Consider the following 15,584-nt stretch of genomic DNA (forward strand, 5'->3'; position numbering starts at 1 on the left):
TCAACTGCTGATAATTCATGGTAGTACTGCTTGTTTCTTTGGCGAGAAGAGCGTACCACTTTCGGCAGTTGGCTTTCTCTTCTACACCTTTCCATGAATGTCGCAGTTATTATCTGAAATCGGGTTTAACGAATAACTATTTGGCTAGTCTCGCTGAAGCTCGTTAATAATATGAATTAAATTGAAATATATTTTAACAGCAAGCCGTTCTAAATAAATACCCTCCCAAAATTAAACTCATTCTTCTCTTTATATCTTTTATTGGAAAAAGAGAGGAGCAGGATGAGTTTTTATATTTAGGCGTGAAGATTCAGGTTGTTTTTGAGAACGAGTAACAATTTAGTTAGTACGGTAACAACATGATTATAATGAACTTAATATTGATGATGCTCAGGTTTACTATCAGGTTTATACGTGTTTTAGTACTCGTTACTTCTCAGGAAATACATCTGTCTCATAAATAAGACTAAGCTAAATATCTATGATTGTTCGTTTGATGACCTAAAAATCTTGTGGTACTTTCTCATTCGCTCCGCAAATGAACAGTGTTTTATTATTCATTAGGAGTTGGTTATTTAATTTATTTTAAACAGTAACGCAACAGGCGGAATAGTGTCGGAAGCTATTGGCTGTTGGCCAACGTTGCTGTAGGACAGACAAAAAAAGGGTATTTTCATGCTTAAATCATCATTTCTATTGGGCCTAATTGGCTTAGTTTCACTTCCTACACTTGCTGCTGGTATTGAGGGCGGTCCATACATTGGCGCAGGCCTTGGTGTGTATCAAGACTTAGACACTGACGGCGCAGGTAATTTAGATGCTGAAAGCATGGGGTACAGCCTTTACGGTGGTTACCAATTTAACCGTATTGTTGGTATTGAACTTGGTTACACGGATTACGCTGACTACGAAAAGTTTGGTACTAAGCTGCTTTCACCAACTTCTCTTTCTGTTGCAGCAAACGTAGGTTACACATTTGATAATTCAATTCGTCCGTTTGTAACCGCAGGTCTGAGCTACGTAGATTTGAACTCTAGCAACAGTGCTTTTTACGGTGACGATTCTGGTGCAGGTTTCCATTTTGGTATCGGTGTGGAATACAATCCAGTGGAGAACTTAACGCTTCGCCTGATCTCGCAAGCAGATGCTGTGAACATAGAAAACTACGCTTATATCAATGGCAATAAAGTTCGTCTAAGCAGCAAAGATGTAGCATTTAGCACAGTAACACTGGGTGCTTCGTACAATTTCTAATGGCTTCTATTAAATAGCTTAAAGCTAAAGCTATGGACACCTAAACCGCTCTAACGTTGAGCGGTTTTTTTATGTCAAAAATAACGATTGGTCACGCTGTGGGCGGAGTTGGTCCAAAGCCTGAAATTAGTTGGTTTTCACAAGCTTATAAAAGGGAATTATGTCGACTATTTTGGTAGATTAAAGGTATTACCGACTTCCAGTGAGCAGCAATGAAGATTCTTCACACGTCCGATTGGCATCTTGGCCAAAACTTCTACAATAAAAGCCGTAAGAATGAACATGAACGGTTTTTACAATGGTTACTTGAGCAAGTTACAGAGCACGACATCGACGCGATCATTGTTGCTGGCGACATTTTCGATACCAGCACACCGCCGAGTTACGCTCGTGAGATGTATAATAAGTTTGTGGTCGATTCGAACAAGATCGGCTGCCAATTGGTGTTGTTAGGTGGAAATCACGATTCAGTCTCTGTGCTTAAAGAGACCCAACAGTTACTCAAATACATGGGTGCAGACGTGATTCCTAATACCAATGAAGATCATGCGACTCAGGTTGTTGAACTAAAAGGCAAGAACGGCGATGTAGAAGCGCTGGTTTGTGCTATTCCTTTTATTCGCCCTCGCGATGTGTTGACCAGCCAGGCGGGCGTCACAGGCGTTGAGCGTCAGAAGCAACTCGGAGATGCAATCAAACAGCACTACCAAAGTGTTTATGATGCCGCTGTAGAAAAACGTGCGGAGTTTGAAAACAGCGAGCACATGCCGATTATCGCTACGGGTCATTTAACGGCGATGGGTGTTCAACAATCGGATTCGGTACGCGACATCTATGTCGGTAACCTTGATGGTTTTGCCGCTGATGGCTTCCCAGACGCAGACTATATTGCACTTGGTCATATCCACCGCCCACAAGTGGTGGCAAAGCGTGAATACATTCGTTACTGCGGCTCACCAATCCCATTAAGCTTTGATGAACTTAAATCTCAAAAGCAGGTATGTGTGGTTGAGTTTATTGAGGGCGAGCGCACCATTTCTCAATTGCCAGTTCCAACGTTCCAACCCCTAGCTGAAATCAAAGGCGACTTGAGCGAGATCGAATCTCAACTGAATCAATATATAGGCTTAGATAGCGACCAAAGCGTGTGGTTATCGATAGAAGTGCAAGCACAAGATTACTTGTCGGATCTTCAAGAACGTATGCGCGCACTAACCGAAGGTTTGAATGTGGAAGTGCTGCAACTGCGCCGCGCAAGAGAACGCCGTAACCAAGCTTTAGAGCAAGAGTCGGCAGAAACACTGTCAGAATTGAGCCCGATGGACGTGTTTACGAAGCGTATTGCCTTAGAAGAATTTGAAACCGATTCTGAAAAAGCGCGTTTAGAGCGCATGACGGTGAAGTTTAAACAAGTGATGGTTGAAGTGTCTGAGAGCGCTCAAGCGCCAAACAAAGTAGAAGAGTAACCAGTATGAAGATTTTAAGCCTAGAATTTGAAAACCTGAACTCTTTGAAAGGACGTTGGAAGCTCGATTTTACCCAATCACCGTTTGCGGAAAATGGCTTGTTTGCGATTACTGGCCCAACAGGGGCGGGTAAAACCACCATTCTTGACGCGATTTGTTTGGCATTGTTCCACCGCACGCCGCGTTTGAAAAGTATCGCCAAAGGCAACAACGAATTAATGACGCGTGGCACGGGTGAGTGTTTTGCTGAACTGGAGTTTGAAGTACAGGGCAAAACGTATCGCTCTAACTTCCACCAAAAGCGAGCGCGTGGAAAACACGATGGCGCATTACAAACACCAACGTGCGAATTTGCGGATGCGGACACCGATAAAGTCTTAGAGACTATGTTGACCAAGAAGACAAAGTTGGTGGAGCAGGTAACTGGTCTCGATTTTTCGCGCTTCACTAAATCCATCATGTTGTCTCAGGGTGAGTTTGCAGCGTTCTTAAACGCCAATGCTAACGACCGTGCCGAGCTACTTGAAGAGCTGACGGGCACAGAAGTCTATAGCCTGATCTCTGAGCGCATCTACGATCATTTCAAGTCGAGTGAAGAGTCGCTTAATCACCTTAAAGCGAAAGCAGAAGGTGTGAGCTTACTCTCTGAAGAGCAAATCCAAGAGCTAACCGCAGAACGAGAAACGTTAGAAGCCGAGCAGAAGCGTTTGTCTGAGCAGTTAAAAGAGTGGCAAGCGCATCTTAGCTGGTGGAAAGACGTGACTAAAGCTGAGCAAACTATCGCGACCAGTGAGCACGATCTTAAAACCGCTCAAGATGAACTAGACCGTAATCAACCTGCACTAGAGCGTTTGGCAAACAGTGCACCAGCTGAAAAGCTGCGCCCAATGCACAAAGATTTAAAGCGTTGCGAACAAGAGGTGAACACCACTCAAGCTAACTTAGATAACAGTACTAAGTTACTTGCCGTTCGTGATGCAGAGAAGCAAGACGCGCAAATTCAACTGACTCAAAGCAGTGTGATTGTCGAACAGGTAAAAACCGAGCAACAAGATCAAGAGAAGATCATCGATCTTGTCCGTCCGCTAGATAACCAAATTGCCGTACTCAAAGATAAGCAAACTGCGGCCGTTAATGCAGCAAATACGCTAAACGAGCAACATACGCAGCAGCGTAATCAACAAGTCGTTTTAGTCCAAAAAACAGATGCACTGAAGCAACAAGATCAACTCAGCACTGAGTATTTAAATACACATCAAGCTGACCAACATCTGGAAAAATACCTAGGTCAATGGCAAGCCAAAGTTGAGCAAGTTCGTACTTTAGAGCGTCAACATGCAGAACAACTAAACTCAGCGAAGCAAGCTTTGTGTGCGGTTGATGCACAGCAAACGATCATCAAATCTGCGCAAGACGCTAAAGCAACGCAAGATAAGACCTTAGCTGAATTGGTGGTGCTAGAGAGTAGTGCGAAGCAACAGTGGGAAGCCTTGCAAGGCAACACTAGCGAGCAAGTGTTGAATTCGCAAAAAGATCTGTTGGAGTTTTGGAATCGCAATACGCACTCATTACTCGAGATCAATCGTGGTTTCCTAAATGCCCAACAACAGCTGCACGCAAAAACACAGGCACATCAAACCAACACCCAGTTGGTCGACAAGCTTTCGAAAGAACGTGAAGTGTTGGTGGAGCGATATAAAGAGAAAGAGACTTCGCTTGAGCGATTAACGCGTTTGATTAATCAAGAAGGCGAATTGGCAAAATACCGTGCGGCTCTGGAATCTGGATCTGAGTGCCCACTGTGTGGTTCAACAGACCATTCGATTGAGCAGTCGCAAGATATTGCAAATTTGGTTGCTCAAAAAGATAGGGAAAACCTAGAGCTAGCGGCTATCAAAAAAGAAGGCCAAGAGCATCGTCAGCAGTTAGATTCTCTTGCCCCTATGATTGCAGCGCTTAACGATGACATTCAACGTGCGCAAGCGGATATTCAGCAGGCTCAATTGAATTGGCATGGCGTTGTTGGCAAGCTTCAGCAGAGCTTATCGGATTTCGTTGGCATGGCTCCTGAACTGGCGCTGCTAACGATTAACGATTTAGGTAATGAAGCTATAGTCGCGACCTTTGCTCAGCAGTGTGAACTTCAATTAAGTCAGAGTTCACAGCAACTCAAAGCATTGGGCGATGCCAAAGCACACTATGCTGAAGCTGAGAAACAACGCTTGTCTGCAAGCGTTATGGCTGACAAGGCGCAGTCTAATCTCGAGTTGGCCGAGCAACGCTTAGCGGATCTGAATAAGCAAAACCACAGCACAAACGAACAAGTGGCTCAGATTGCTCAAGCGAAAGAGCAGCAATGGAACTCTCTGAAAGAGAGCATGGTTCAAACGGCTATCGAAGCGCCTGAACTTGAACATATCGATGATTGGTTTACTGCGAAATCACAGGCATCAAGCATGTGGCAGCAAACTAAACAACAACAGGCCGATATTGAGAAGCAGCTGATCACTCAAAATGCCGAATTGAAAACCTTAGATGACAAGCTAAGCAGTGTTGAGAAAGAGCTCGCGACACTGAAGCAAGAGAGTGAGTCTCTAGTGTTAGAGCTGACTCGTGTAACGGCTGAAAGAACAGAGCTGTTTGGTGACAAAGATATTCAAGCCACCAGCAATGCGATGAAGCAAAAAGTCACCGAAGCGGTAAATGCATTTGATGCCGCGCAGTTGGTGCTTAACCGTTGTGAACTTGAACATCGAACTGAGCAAACCAAACACACTGGTTTCTCGGACGAGTTAGTCAGTAAGCAATCGAGCTACATACAAGCGTCGAATGCTTGGTTAGTAGCGCTGAAAACCAGCCCATTCGAAGGTGAGGCTGATTTTGAAGCAGCATTGTTGGATGAAGAGGTTAGAACTCAACTTCAAAGCCTGAAGAAGTCTTTAGACGAAGCGATTGTCAGTGTACAAGCTAGGTTGAACACCGCCAAAGTGACGCAAGTGGAGCTACAAAACCACGCAAATGCTAAAGCATGGCAAGAGCAAGACCAACAGCAAGTTGAAGAAGCGACTACTGAATGCCAAAACGCACAACAAAGCCATGCGACAAAGATCGGTGCAATTTCTGCCAATCTTGAAACGGATAGCCAGAACCGAAGTAATCAGCAAGATCTGTTTAAGCAAATAGACGAGCAACAGGTCGAGTTTGATGACATCTCACGTCTGAATTCACTTATTGGCTCAAAGAACGGCGACAAGTTCCGTAAGTTTGCTCAAGGTCTAACACTGGAAAACTTGGTGTACTTGGCGAACAAACAACTACAACGTTTGCATGGTCGATACGAACTTAAACGCAAAGCTGATGATGGTTTAGAGCTGCAAGTGCTCGACACATGGCAGGGCGATGTGATGCGTGACACCAAGACGTTATCAGGTGGCGAAAGCTTCTTAGTGAGCTTGGCGTTGGCATTAGCGCTTTCTGATCTTGTAAGCTACAAAACCAGTATTGATTCTCTGTTCTTGGATGAAGGTTTCGGCACGCTGGATAGCGACACATTGGACATTGCTTTAAACGCGCTCGATAACTTGAATGCATCAGGCAAGATGATCGGCGTAATCAGCCACGTTGAAGCACTGAAAGAGCGTGTGCCCGTTCAGCTTAAAGTAACAAAGCATTCAGGCCTTGGCGTGAGTGAGATGGAGAAGCAGTACAAGGTTGTTGCTTAGGTTCTAGCTATATTCCATCAGCGCAGAAATAGAAACAGAGCTGGGTTAAGCAGATCCCCGATTCAGTCGTTCCTCCTTCTCGAGGATGACGGAGTTTCGGGGGGCTGTTATCAATCACTCCGCCGTCACGTTCTGCAGTAAAGAACGATTAGAGTAGCTGCCGCTATTCCCTAAAATGAGGCGCGAGCGTAACAGGGAATCTGAGTTTGTTGGTATTGCCTTCGTCACTCCCTAGAGCGAGGAATGAACCTAATAGATAATCTCTAGTAGACGCAGGAAGTGGACTCATCAAAAAGGAAACGGCCATGCACAAGAAGTCTCATTTACCAACTAAGACATGTCCTATTTGCCAAAAGCCTTTCTCATGGCGTAAAAAGTGGCAGCGCTGTTGGGATGACGTGATCTACTGTTCTGAACGTTGTCGTCGTCATAAGCCAACTTTGGCGTAATTTCTGTTCGTTTTTAGAACACGTTAATAGTTTCGTCATTCATTTCTTAAGTTAATATTTCTATCTGTAAGACAACTAATGTATAAAGGCGGCATGAAGATACCTAAAAGAATACAGCCCTTAGTTGACGATGGTTTAGTCGACGAGGTGACAAGCCAATTAATGAGTGGCAAAGAAGCGTCAGTGTACATAGTGCGCTGCGGCGATACGATCCGTTGTGCAAAGGTATATAAGGAAATAAGCCAGCGCAGCTTTAAAAAAGCAACGGCGTATCGTGAAGGCCGAAAAGTCCGAAATAGTCGCCGTGCCAGAGCGATGGAAAAAGGCTCTGGTTTTGGTCGAGAACAGCAAGAGAAAGTGTGGCAAAGCGCTGAAGTGGATGCCTTGTATAAACTGGCAGAAGCGGGCGTACGTGTGCCTGTGCCTTATGGCTGTTTTGATGGCGTGCTGCTTATGGAGCTAGTCACTGATGATGACGGTTATGTTGCTCCGAGATTGAACGATGTTGTAATGCCGCCAGAACAAGCGATTGAAGATCATGCGGTGATGATGACTTACGTGGTTAAAATGCTTTGCGTTGGTTTGATCCATGGTGACTTGTCTGAGTTTAACGTATTGGTTGATGAATATGGCCCTGTGATTATCGATCTACCACAAGCTGTCGACGCTTCGGCTAATAACAACGCTGAGTGGATGTTGGCTCGTGACATCAATAACATCCGTGATTATTACGCTCAGTTTGCCCCTGAATTGGCGAAAACCGAGTATGCCAAGGAAATGTGGGCTTTATACGAGAAAGGCGACTTAAAGCCAGATAGCAAACTGACGGGCGAGTTTACGGAAACTGACGATTTGGCAGACATCGAAGCCATTATGCAAGAGATAGACGCTGCGCGAATTGAAGAACAACACCGACGCGAGCGTGTTAAAGAAGAAAAAGAAGGTGTAGACGACAGCAAGTTCAATTGGGCTGAGTAGTCGTGATCATCGTTTTTGATCTTTCTTTAAATGCCAGTCATAACGCCTTAAAAAACTGAGGCGCTCTTTCAAAAAAATAACCCAATAGAGCCTCAACTCTGTTGGGTTATTTTTTTAGCACTCATAAAAGACGGCCACTGGTATTAACTACCACTTTAACTGCTCACCATCGTAAGCGTAGAAGTGCCCACTTTTATCCGGCGTGGCAGTGCGAATAATATCGACCAAGTGATGGGCGACATAGCTCGACTCAAACAACTTACCCTCAGGGACATTGGTCTGAAAAGGCTTCGATAAAGCCGTGTCTGTTGTGCCCGGGTGTAGCGCTAATACTGTGCCTTTCTTTATGGTGCGTTGCCATTCAATCGACATGGTTTTGATGAACATGTTGAGGGCTGCCTTCGATGAGCGATAGCTATACCAACCACCTAATCGGTTGTCTGAAATACTACCTACCTTTGCGGAAACCACAGCAAATTTTGGATTGTCACTCGTTCTAAGAATTGGAGTGAAGTGCTTTGCCAATAACAAGCTGGGTAGGGTATTCACAGAGATGTTTTTCAGGAAAAATTCAGGGTCGATAGACGACAAGTTCTTTTCTGGCCCAAGATCTGGAGTGTGGAGCATACCCACGCAGTTTATCAACCAGTCCAATTTTTCAAACTGTTTGCTGAGTTGCTCAATATCAGCTTCGTTGGTTGCATCGACTTTGTGCCAGTTCAAACGACTGTTTTCTAGTTCTGGTTGTTGAGAGTGGTAAGTCGCGTCTACATGCACATCAAGAAAATCAAACCGAGACAGCTCAGATAATAGGTGTTTAACCACAGCGAAACCAATACCGCCACTCCCACCAACAACTAGTATGTGTAATCTGAGTTGCTCAACCATTATAAATTCTCCAAGTTTGTGATTCGTTGTTCTGCGGTCTCGAGTATCGCTTGTTGGTCTTGTTCATTCATGTTGTCCCAAGAGCGATATAACATGCCCATGCGTGGATTACGGTTTAATGCATCGCGGTGTTGGTTCATAAAGCGCCAGTACAAGCTATTGAAAGGGCAGGATTGCTCTCCGCTGCGTTCTTTTATCTTGTAGTGACAGTCTTTACAGTAGTCACTCATACGATTGATGTAAGAACCGCTGGCAGAGTATGGTTTGGTTCCGACGATCCCGCCATCCGCAAAAAGTGCCATACCTCGCGTATTTGGCATTTCGACCCACTCAATCGCGTCGACGTATATACCAAGGTACCAACTGTCTACTTGATCGGGGTCTATGCCCGTAATTAAGCAGAAGTTGCCAGTGATCATTAACCTTTGGATGTGATGCGCGTAAGCAAATTCAAGGGACTGGTCAATCGCATGCTTCATGCAATTCATATTGGTTTGTCCGTCCCAAAAATAATGGGGCAGCTTATTGGTTGCTGAATAATGGTTTTTAATGGCGTACGCAGGCATGTTTGCCCAATAGACGGCGCGTATGTACTCACGCCACCCCAGTATTTGGCGTACAAACCCTTCGACCTGTGCAATGTCGATGCTTGGTTTATTTGAAGAACTGTCTCGATGACTGGATGCTTGGTAGGCCGACAGCGCTGCATCAATCACTTCTTTAGGGCTCAGCAGTTTACTGTTCAGTGAGAACGAAAGACGGCTATGGTACAAGCTCCATTTTGAATCGTGTTCTGTCGTCATCGCATCTTGAAACTGACCGAACAGCGGTAAACAGACTTGGCAGAAGTGCGCGAGCAGAGACAAGCTTTGTGCGCGGTTAACTGGCCATAATAATTGGTCGCCAACTTCACCAATGGTTTGAATTTGATGACGCTCGATACGTTCTAAAATCGCGGAAATGTCGTTGGCAAACATCAGAGGTTGAGGCAGGCTTTCAATGTCTTGTTTCTTGAGTTTCTTTCGATTGCTCGCGTCGTAATTCCATTTGCCGCCAACTGGCTTTCCGTCTTCTAGCAAAATGTCGAAGCGCTTTCTCATTCGGCGATAGAAGTGTTCCATCATGATGTGTTTGTCTTTCGGAAACTGTTGTTCTATCTCTTCGAATGGAAAGAGGAAGTGTTCCGTATCACAACAACCTTTGGTCGCATTAGTGAGCTTCAGCTTGTTTATCTGCTCTAAAAGTCGATATTCATCTGGCCTTTGATATTCGAATTTCTCTGCGCCGAATTCGTGTACGTAGTGTTGCAATAGAGCATCGAGATTTTCAAATTGCGTGGTGTCATCAAGAGTGAGGTGGAGTACCTGATGACCTTGTTGTTTGAGTTCGTCGGCAAAATAGCCCATCGCAGAGAAAAAAGCGGCCACCTTTTGGATGTGCGATGCAACGTAGTCAGTCTCTTGCTTAAGTTCAGCGATGATGTAAATGACCTCGTCATCAACCTGTTGATACCAAGAGTGCTGGATATTGAGTTGGTCGCCTAAGACAAGGCGCACGGTTTTGAAATTCATAACACATCCTGATTGTTGGTTAAGACAAGTTCTTTGCTTCTGGCATTCCACTTGTTGATGAACGCATGGTCTGGGTCGTACATATCCGTTTGCTTACCCAAATCAAAATGACGTGATTTGGGTTGTGCTTGGTTGGCATTCTTTTGCTTGTTGGTTTGAGTGCTTACCTGAGGTCTCAGCGCTCCGGCTATATATGCCCAATTACCCCAGTTTGATGCCACGTCGTAGTCGATAAGTTGGCTCTCAAAATAGGCTGCACCGTGTCGCCAATCGATCCCTAGTTCGTAGATCAAGCAGCTGGCTGCTAGTTGTCTTCCTCTGTTCGACATATAGCCAGTTGTATTGAGTTGACGCATACACGCATCGACAATCGGGTAGTTGGTATTGCCACTTTTCCATTTAGCGAAATCGCGGTTCGACGTTGCCGAGGAGTTAGGGCTGTAGAGTTCACGGTTTGAAGAATCACCGAACAACGACGAGCCCAGTGATAAGCACTTCCAATAGAAATATTCGCGCCATAACAACTCAAAGTAGATCCAATAGGTTGAATCGTTAATGCCATGATCGGCTTCGAACTGTTTTAAATGGCAATAAATCGTTTTAGGCGAAACGCAGCCGAGCGCTAACCACGGTGAGAACTTGGTTGAGTTTTCGATGCCGTCAAATGCGTTTCGAGTCTGCTTGTAATTAAAAGCGTAGTCATGTGAAAAGTAGTTTTCTAAATGCGCTAGTCCTGCGTCTTCTCCACCCCAATAATCGCTTATTACTGCGCTTTCATCATTTGGTGAACTGAATAATGAGATTGTCGATGTCGATGTTAATGCTAGTCTCACTGCTGGTGGTAGAGCTGAAATAACCGTCTCATTGCGATTAACATCCAAGTGCTCGACTAGCTTTCTAAATTTGGTAAATGAGCTCGGGACTTTTGATAATTCGAACGGTAGCTCATGTGAGTCAAACAAGGTTGAGTGATGTGGTAAACACATTACTAAGTTAGGCGACTGTCTTTGTATTGATCGAATCAATCGTCGCTCATCGTAACCGCAGTGTGCATTGGCGAAAAAGTGGGTGACGTGCTGTGTAGCAATAATTTGGCTGAGTGTTTGCTCGGTTGTGTCGGGTTCTAAATGATTACTGCGAATCACGACAAGTTGCTGCCCTAGCTTTACTAAATTCGATTCTAAATTGGCTATCGATTGTGAAACAAAAGCCTGGCGATGTGCGCTATAACTTTGCTCTTGCGCGAGATCAGCAGAGAAACGAACCAAAGTGGGTTCGACAATCACGCAAATGAGATTATCGACGCCATGTGCAGCGCAATTTAGCAATTGATTGTCGTTGATTCTTAAGTCGTTTGTAAAAAGATAGAGACCAATCTTTTTCATTGCTTGCACTCGTGATTTGTTAGTTATTAGATGGTTACGAGTGGATGAACAAACAAGATCACAAATGATTACGTCAAATGGGTAATGGTTGAATTTGGGGAAAGAAGAGGATCGAGGAGGGAATAGAAGCCAACCAATAATACCGATAGAGGCTGGCTTTATAAGCCCAAACAGCTATTTTTTAAGAGCGAAAGCCTTTAGGAACAGACAATCCATAGAAACTCTAGTCCATAGCAGCAGTCAGTCTTTAGGAACGAGCTCTAGTCCATAGGAACGACGAGTATGTCGACGGGAGAAGAGTCTATCAATTGCTTCGAGTGCGAGATGATCTTATGCCAAAAATCATGATGATGACCACAGAGCATTAGATCAATGTTGTGCGTTTTCACAGCATCTTTGAGTTTGTCATTTAAATCACCCGTACCTACAAAAATATGCTGAACCGGCTGTTTAGCGTAAGCCTCAAACTCTCTTAAGTGTTTTATCGCATCATCATTGACAGGTAAGTCACCATTATTTTGCTGAATATCAACGAGTTCTGGGTAGATTTCTCCGTGAGTACCGTCGATATAAACAAACGAAAGTTCCGTTTCTAGTTTGTTCGCGAAGAAGGTTGCTCTATCAATGAGTATTTTCGAGTCATCAGACATTTCAAGTGCGACCAGAATATGTCGGTATTCCATAATTAAAGCCTCTTGTTATTAGTGATGTTACAAGCATAGTTTCTCTCTAAGTAAATGATATCGAAGAGGTCTCATATTGCGTAAAATCATCATTCAAAGATCTTCTAAGTACTCTCGTATTTATATCGCTTTGATTGATAAGAAATTTACAAAAGGTTGTTATAGTGAAGTGAGTTCGATCTTTACGCTTTTTGCTATTAGATAAGCTCGCTAGTCCAACTCGTCAATAACCAAGAGGCATTAATGACAGCATTACTCACCATCCCAACTCGAACATTAGGCTTTGACTACGATATTGAGATCCGCGATTGGTCTCAAAAACTTGTCGGTTTTCACGTATTTGAAGATGGTAGACGACCGCTCGATGGAGGTATTGGTTTAAGCCTCAACCTCGTTGAGCAGTTTGATGTGAATGGTCGTTGGTTAGATTCATTGCCAGCTCGTTATCGTGAGATAACCGATGATTTCCCAGAGTATCAATACCAGATGCTTTGGCTCGCGGCGAACACTTATGAGGCGGCTCAACTGCTTGAATTAAGGCCGGTTATCTTGGCGTTAATCTGCATGAAACACAGTGTCGATAACAAGAAAGCATTGGAACTGAGTCGTTTAGGGCAAAAGAGAATCTTAGCCAAACTGGGCTTAGATGGCAGTAAAGCGACCCTAAAATTCATCGATAAGCTAGAGCTTAACTACAACGTCGGTGATGAGCTCGACCACATTGTACGAATTCTTGAACCGCTACAAAGACGTGTTCTTAAATTCAAGCACTATTCCAAAGTTGGCTACACAGCGCTTCGTTTGGACCAAGTTCATCCATTTCTAACCGGCAGTCGATTGGGCATTGCGATGGTGGAAGAGGGCAGGCTTAATGCGCCTTCAAAAATGGCGATGTTCCAAGATGCGATATTGTTAGGACTAGATTTGGAGATGGATGATCCATTACGCGCCATTACCAGCCAGAACTCATTTGCGATGTTCGAACAACTTCACGATAGATGGACAGAGCAACGTCAACTGCGTCGTTTAGAAGGTAACCGCCCAATGGATAAAGACATTCCTTACCCGGTTCCTTTGCTAGGTAACGACAATATTCATCCGCTTACTGATTACTACGACCTTGAAAAAGAAGGCATGGAGCAAAAACACTGCATTGGTGTTTATCACAATCGAATCATGAGCGATCGCTATGTGGTATTCCGCATGTTCAAACCTCAGCGTTTAACCATTGGCCTACGTCGTGTTCCAAGCAAAGCCTTTCCGTTTGAAATTGACCAGATTTGTGGGAAACGAAATGCACCGCCATCGGAGTCGGCTCGCCAAGTTATTCATGATTGGTTAGAAGCGAGTAAGCAAAAGTATCCGAAGCAATAGCTGTGAAGTAGAAGGAATAGCAGGATGTTTCAACAAGGCGATTTATGTCCGCATTGTGGTTTGATTATTGTGATGCCAACAGATTTGCAAGCCGAATGCTTAGGGTGTGGCGAAGAAATCAATCAAGACCCTGCAGACGATTACGACGAAGAAGAGTAACTTTACCTACACTAATATAAACCAAGGTTAGGATGGCCGTATTAGCCCTTCAAAGGATGGAAAGACATGCAGAAAGTCATCTTTAGAAATTGCGATGAAAGTTCGCCATATTGGAGTGAATTAGAGCGCTTGTTTCAAAGTGAATGGTCGGATTTTAAGTTTAAAGATACCTATAAAGACTGCGTACAACTCCCTCCAGTAATAATAGTGCTTCGCGATAATGTGGTCATTGGTGGCTTGGCATATTCCCATTTTCAGGAACCTCATCAAGTAAGAGATGTGGTTTGGATTAATGCTGTTTATGTTGATGCTCAATGGCGTGGTCAAGGTATTGCAAGTGAATTGATTAAACGTGGTGTAAAACAGTTTTCTTCTACAGTACAAACTCAACTGTACGTGTACACCAATGTAATGGAACTCTACCAAGGATTAGGTTGGTCAGTCGTCGATATCGACTCAGAAGCAAACCATAAAGTGATGAGTATAGAGCTTATTCGATAAGCTCAGAGCAAAGCCGACTATTAGGTTATCTACCTATCGAGTATTGAACCTATCTCTTTATCAACAACGTATAATCCTGTTAAATTTTCGTTTGAAATGATACCTATATCGCCTTTAAATCAAACAACTCGCTGTTGATTAAAACGATCACTACGATTTATTGCAGCAGTTGTTGAGCACAAAGCCTATATTGACTAGAATGGCGCACTTTTTTTATTTACGTACATACAGGTAATGAACATGAGCGATACTAATTCAAAACCAGCTTTACCAGATCATCTAGCAGGTAACCCACGTAGCCCGCACCACGTGGCTGAGTGTTTCGAATACCCAATCGGCATTCGTCTAAATGGTAAAGAGCGTACTGATGTTGAAGAATACTGCATCAGCGAAGGTTGGGTTAAGATCCCTTCTCCAAAAGCGCTAGACCGCCGTGGTCAGCCAATGCTTATTACTCTAAAAGGCTCTGTAGAAGCTTTTTACATCGAAGAATAATCGCTTTGTGTGACGAGCTAATGCTTCGTGTAGTTAGCAAATGTTTTGCCTAATTAGCCAACATAAAGTCACTAAGAGTTATTACTTGAAAGGGTCTAGAGAAATCTAGGCCCTTTTTGTTTGCTAAATCTATTAGGCTTATTACCTTTACCAGGCGATACCAGCACCAATTGAGAATTCCAAGTCTTCACCTTCTGCTTTATCGAATCCTGCTGTCACTACAAAGCCACTGTCCATAATATAGGTGGCATCTAAGCCTCCGACTTGTTTGGTTGAGCTGTCAGAGAACTCGCGGCTATCCAAAGTTACGTCTGTATGTGTTCGCTTAATCCCGTAACCGGGTGTGATGTACAAGTTTTCGGTGATTCCAATAGGGGCGTGAAATTGATACTCGTTGTCACGTTGTTTATATTCGTACGATTCTTCGTCTTCGTTATAAGCCGAACGAGTAAATTCAATGCCATAACCTATGCTTCCCGGGCCGCGATATTTGATGTAAGAAGCAGACCAATCTCTCCATCCGCGCTCAGCCGAGAGACCAAATGTAATCGCAGTTTCCTCTTGGTTTTGTTCATAGGCTTGTGCGTTAGACATAGTGAATAGCAAGACAGCAGCTAATGTCAGAAGGGGAAGCTTTTTGATGGTCATTGGATCTCTCG

At 44.0% G+C, this 15,584-nt stretch carries 14 protein-coding genes; 9 read left to right on the forward strand and 5 right to left on the reverse strand.

Going from position 1 to position 15,584, the window contains the following annotated elements; all coding sequences use genetic code 11:
* Positions 1 to 675 precede the first annotated feature (675 nt).
* The 5 genes from H5300_RS21280 (at position 676) to H5300_RS21300 (ending at position 7,869) form a co-directional block, all read left to right on the forward strand.
* Positions 676 to 1,254, forward strand: coding sequence for a porin family protein (locus H5300_RS21280; RefSeq protein WP_182796810.1), 579 nt, complete (start codon positions 676 to 678; stop codon positions 1,252 to 1,254).
* Between the two features lie 212 nt (positions 1,255 to 1,466).
* The gene (gene sbcD / locus H5300_RS21285; protein ID WP_182796811.1) at positions 1,467 to 2,720 is read left to right on the forward strand and encodes an exonuclease subunit SbcD; all 1,254 of its coding nucleotides are present in this window, start codon (positions 1,467 to 1,469) and stop codon (positions 2,718 to 2,720) included.
* 5 nt (positions 2,721 to 2,725) lie between these two features.
* The gene (locus H5300_RS21290) at positions 2,726 to 6,442 is read left to right on the forward strand and encodes an AAA family ATPase (protein ID WP_182796812.1); all 3,717 of its coding nucleotides are present in this window, start codon (positions 2,726 to 2,728) and stop codon (positions 6,440 to 6,442) included.
* A gap of 305 nt (positions 6,443 to 6,747) precedes the next feature.
* A complete protein-coding gene (locus H5300_RS21295) occupies positions 6,748 to 6,891 on the forward strand; it encodes a DUF2256 domain-containing protein (protein WP_017090249.1) in 144 nt (47 codons plus the stop codon).
* A gap of 93 nt (positions 6,892 to 6,984) precedes the next feature.
* Positions 6,985 to 7,869 (forward strand): PA4780 family RIO1-like protein kinase, encoded by an 885-nt coding sequence (locus H5300_RS21300; RefSeq protein ID WP_029221996.1) that lies wholly within the window; start codon positions 6,985 to 6,987, stop codon positions 7,867 to 7,869.
* Positions 7,870 to 8,016: 147 nt separating this feature from the next.
* Here H5300_RS21300 and H5300_RS21305 read toward each other — a convergent pair whose 3' ends face one another.
* From H5300_RS21305 to H5300_RS21320, 4 genes are all read right to left on the reverse strand, one after another.
* Positions 8,017 to 8,757: an SDR family oxidoreductase gene (locus H5300_RS21305; protein WP_182796813.1), complete on the reverse strand. Its 741-nt coding sequence runs from the start codon at positions 8,755 to 8,757 to the stop codon at positions 8,017 to 8,019.
* Positions 8,757 to 10,328 carry a cryptochrome/photolyase family protein gene (locus H5300_RS21310; RefSeq protein WP_182796814.1) on the reverse strand — a complete coding sequence of 524 codons (1,572 nt, stop codon included), beginning with the start codon at positions 10,326 to 10,328 and terminating at the stop codon, positions 8,757 to 8,759. Before H5300_RS21310 ends, H5300_RS21305 begins: the two co-directional genes overlap by 1 nt.
* The gene (locus H5300_RS21315) at positions 10,325 to 11,713 is read right to left on the reverse strand and encodes a DASH family cryptochrome (protein WP_182796816.1); all 1,389 of its coding nucleotides are present in this window, start codon (positions 11,711 to 11,713) and stop codon (positions 10,325 to 10,327) included. The genes H5300_RS21310 and H5300_RS21315 overlap by 4 nt, the downstream gene beginning before the upstream one ends.
* 260 nt (positions 11,714 to 11,973) lie before the next feature.
* Positions 11,974 to 12,396, reverse strand: a complete 423-nt coding sequence (locus H5300_RS21320; protein ID WP_004733915.1) for a universal stress protein — start codon at positions 12,394 to 12,396, stop codon at positions 11,974 to 11,976.
* A gap of 243 nt (positions 12,397 to 12,639) precedes the next feature.
* Between H5300_RS21320 and H5300_RS21325 the strand changes: the two genes are divergently transcribed.
* From H5300_RS21325 to H5300_RS21335, 4 genes are all read left to right on the forward strand, one after another.
* Positions 12,640 to 13,770 (forward strand): PcfJ domain-containing protein, encoded by a 1,131-nt coding sequence (locus tag H5300_RS21325; RefSeq protein ID WP_004733914.1) that lies wholly within the window; start codon positions 12,640 to 12,642, stop codon positions 13,768 to 13,770.
* A gap of 24 nt (positions 13,771 to 13,794) precedes the next feature.
* On the forward strand, positions 13,795 to 13,929 hold the full coding sequence (locus tag H5300_RS28065) for a hypothetical protein (protein WP_009846853.1): 135 nt from the start codon (positions 13,795 to 13,797) through the stop codon (positions 13,927 to 13,929).
* Between the two features lie 66 nt (positions 13,930 to 13,995).
* On the forward strand, positions 13,996 to 14,430 hold the full coding sequence (locus H5300_RS21330) for a GNAT family N-acetyltransferase (protein ID WP_102442732.1): 435 nt from the start codon (positions 13,996 to 13,998) through the stop codon (positions 14,428 to 14,430).
* 240 nt (positions 14,431 to 14,670) lie between these two features.
* Positions 14,671 to 14,925: a DUF3297 family protein gene (locus tag H5300_RS21335; RefSeq protein ID WP_004733911.1), complete on the forward strand. Its 255-nt coding sequence runs from the start codon at positions 14,671 to 14,673 to the stop codon at positions 14,923 to 14,925.
* A gap of 147 nt (positions 14,926 to 15,072) precedes the next feature.
* Here H5300_RS21335 and H5300_RS21340 read toward each other — a convergent pair whose 3' ends face one another.
* Entirely contained in the window at positions 15,073 to 15,573 is a 501-nt protein-coding gene (locus tag H5300_RS21340; RefSeq protein ID WP_054541327.1) for a hypothetical protein, read from the reverse strand.
* Between the last annotated feature and the right edge of the window lie 11 nt (positions 15,574 to 15,584).

Source organism: Vibrio sp. SG41-7 (genome assembly GCF_014164465.1).
Lineage (GTDB): Bacteria > Pseudomonadota > Gammaproteobacteria > Enterobacterales > Vibrionaceae > Vibrio > Vibrio splendidus.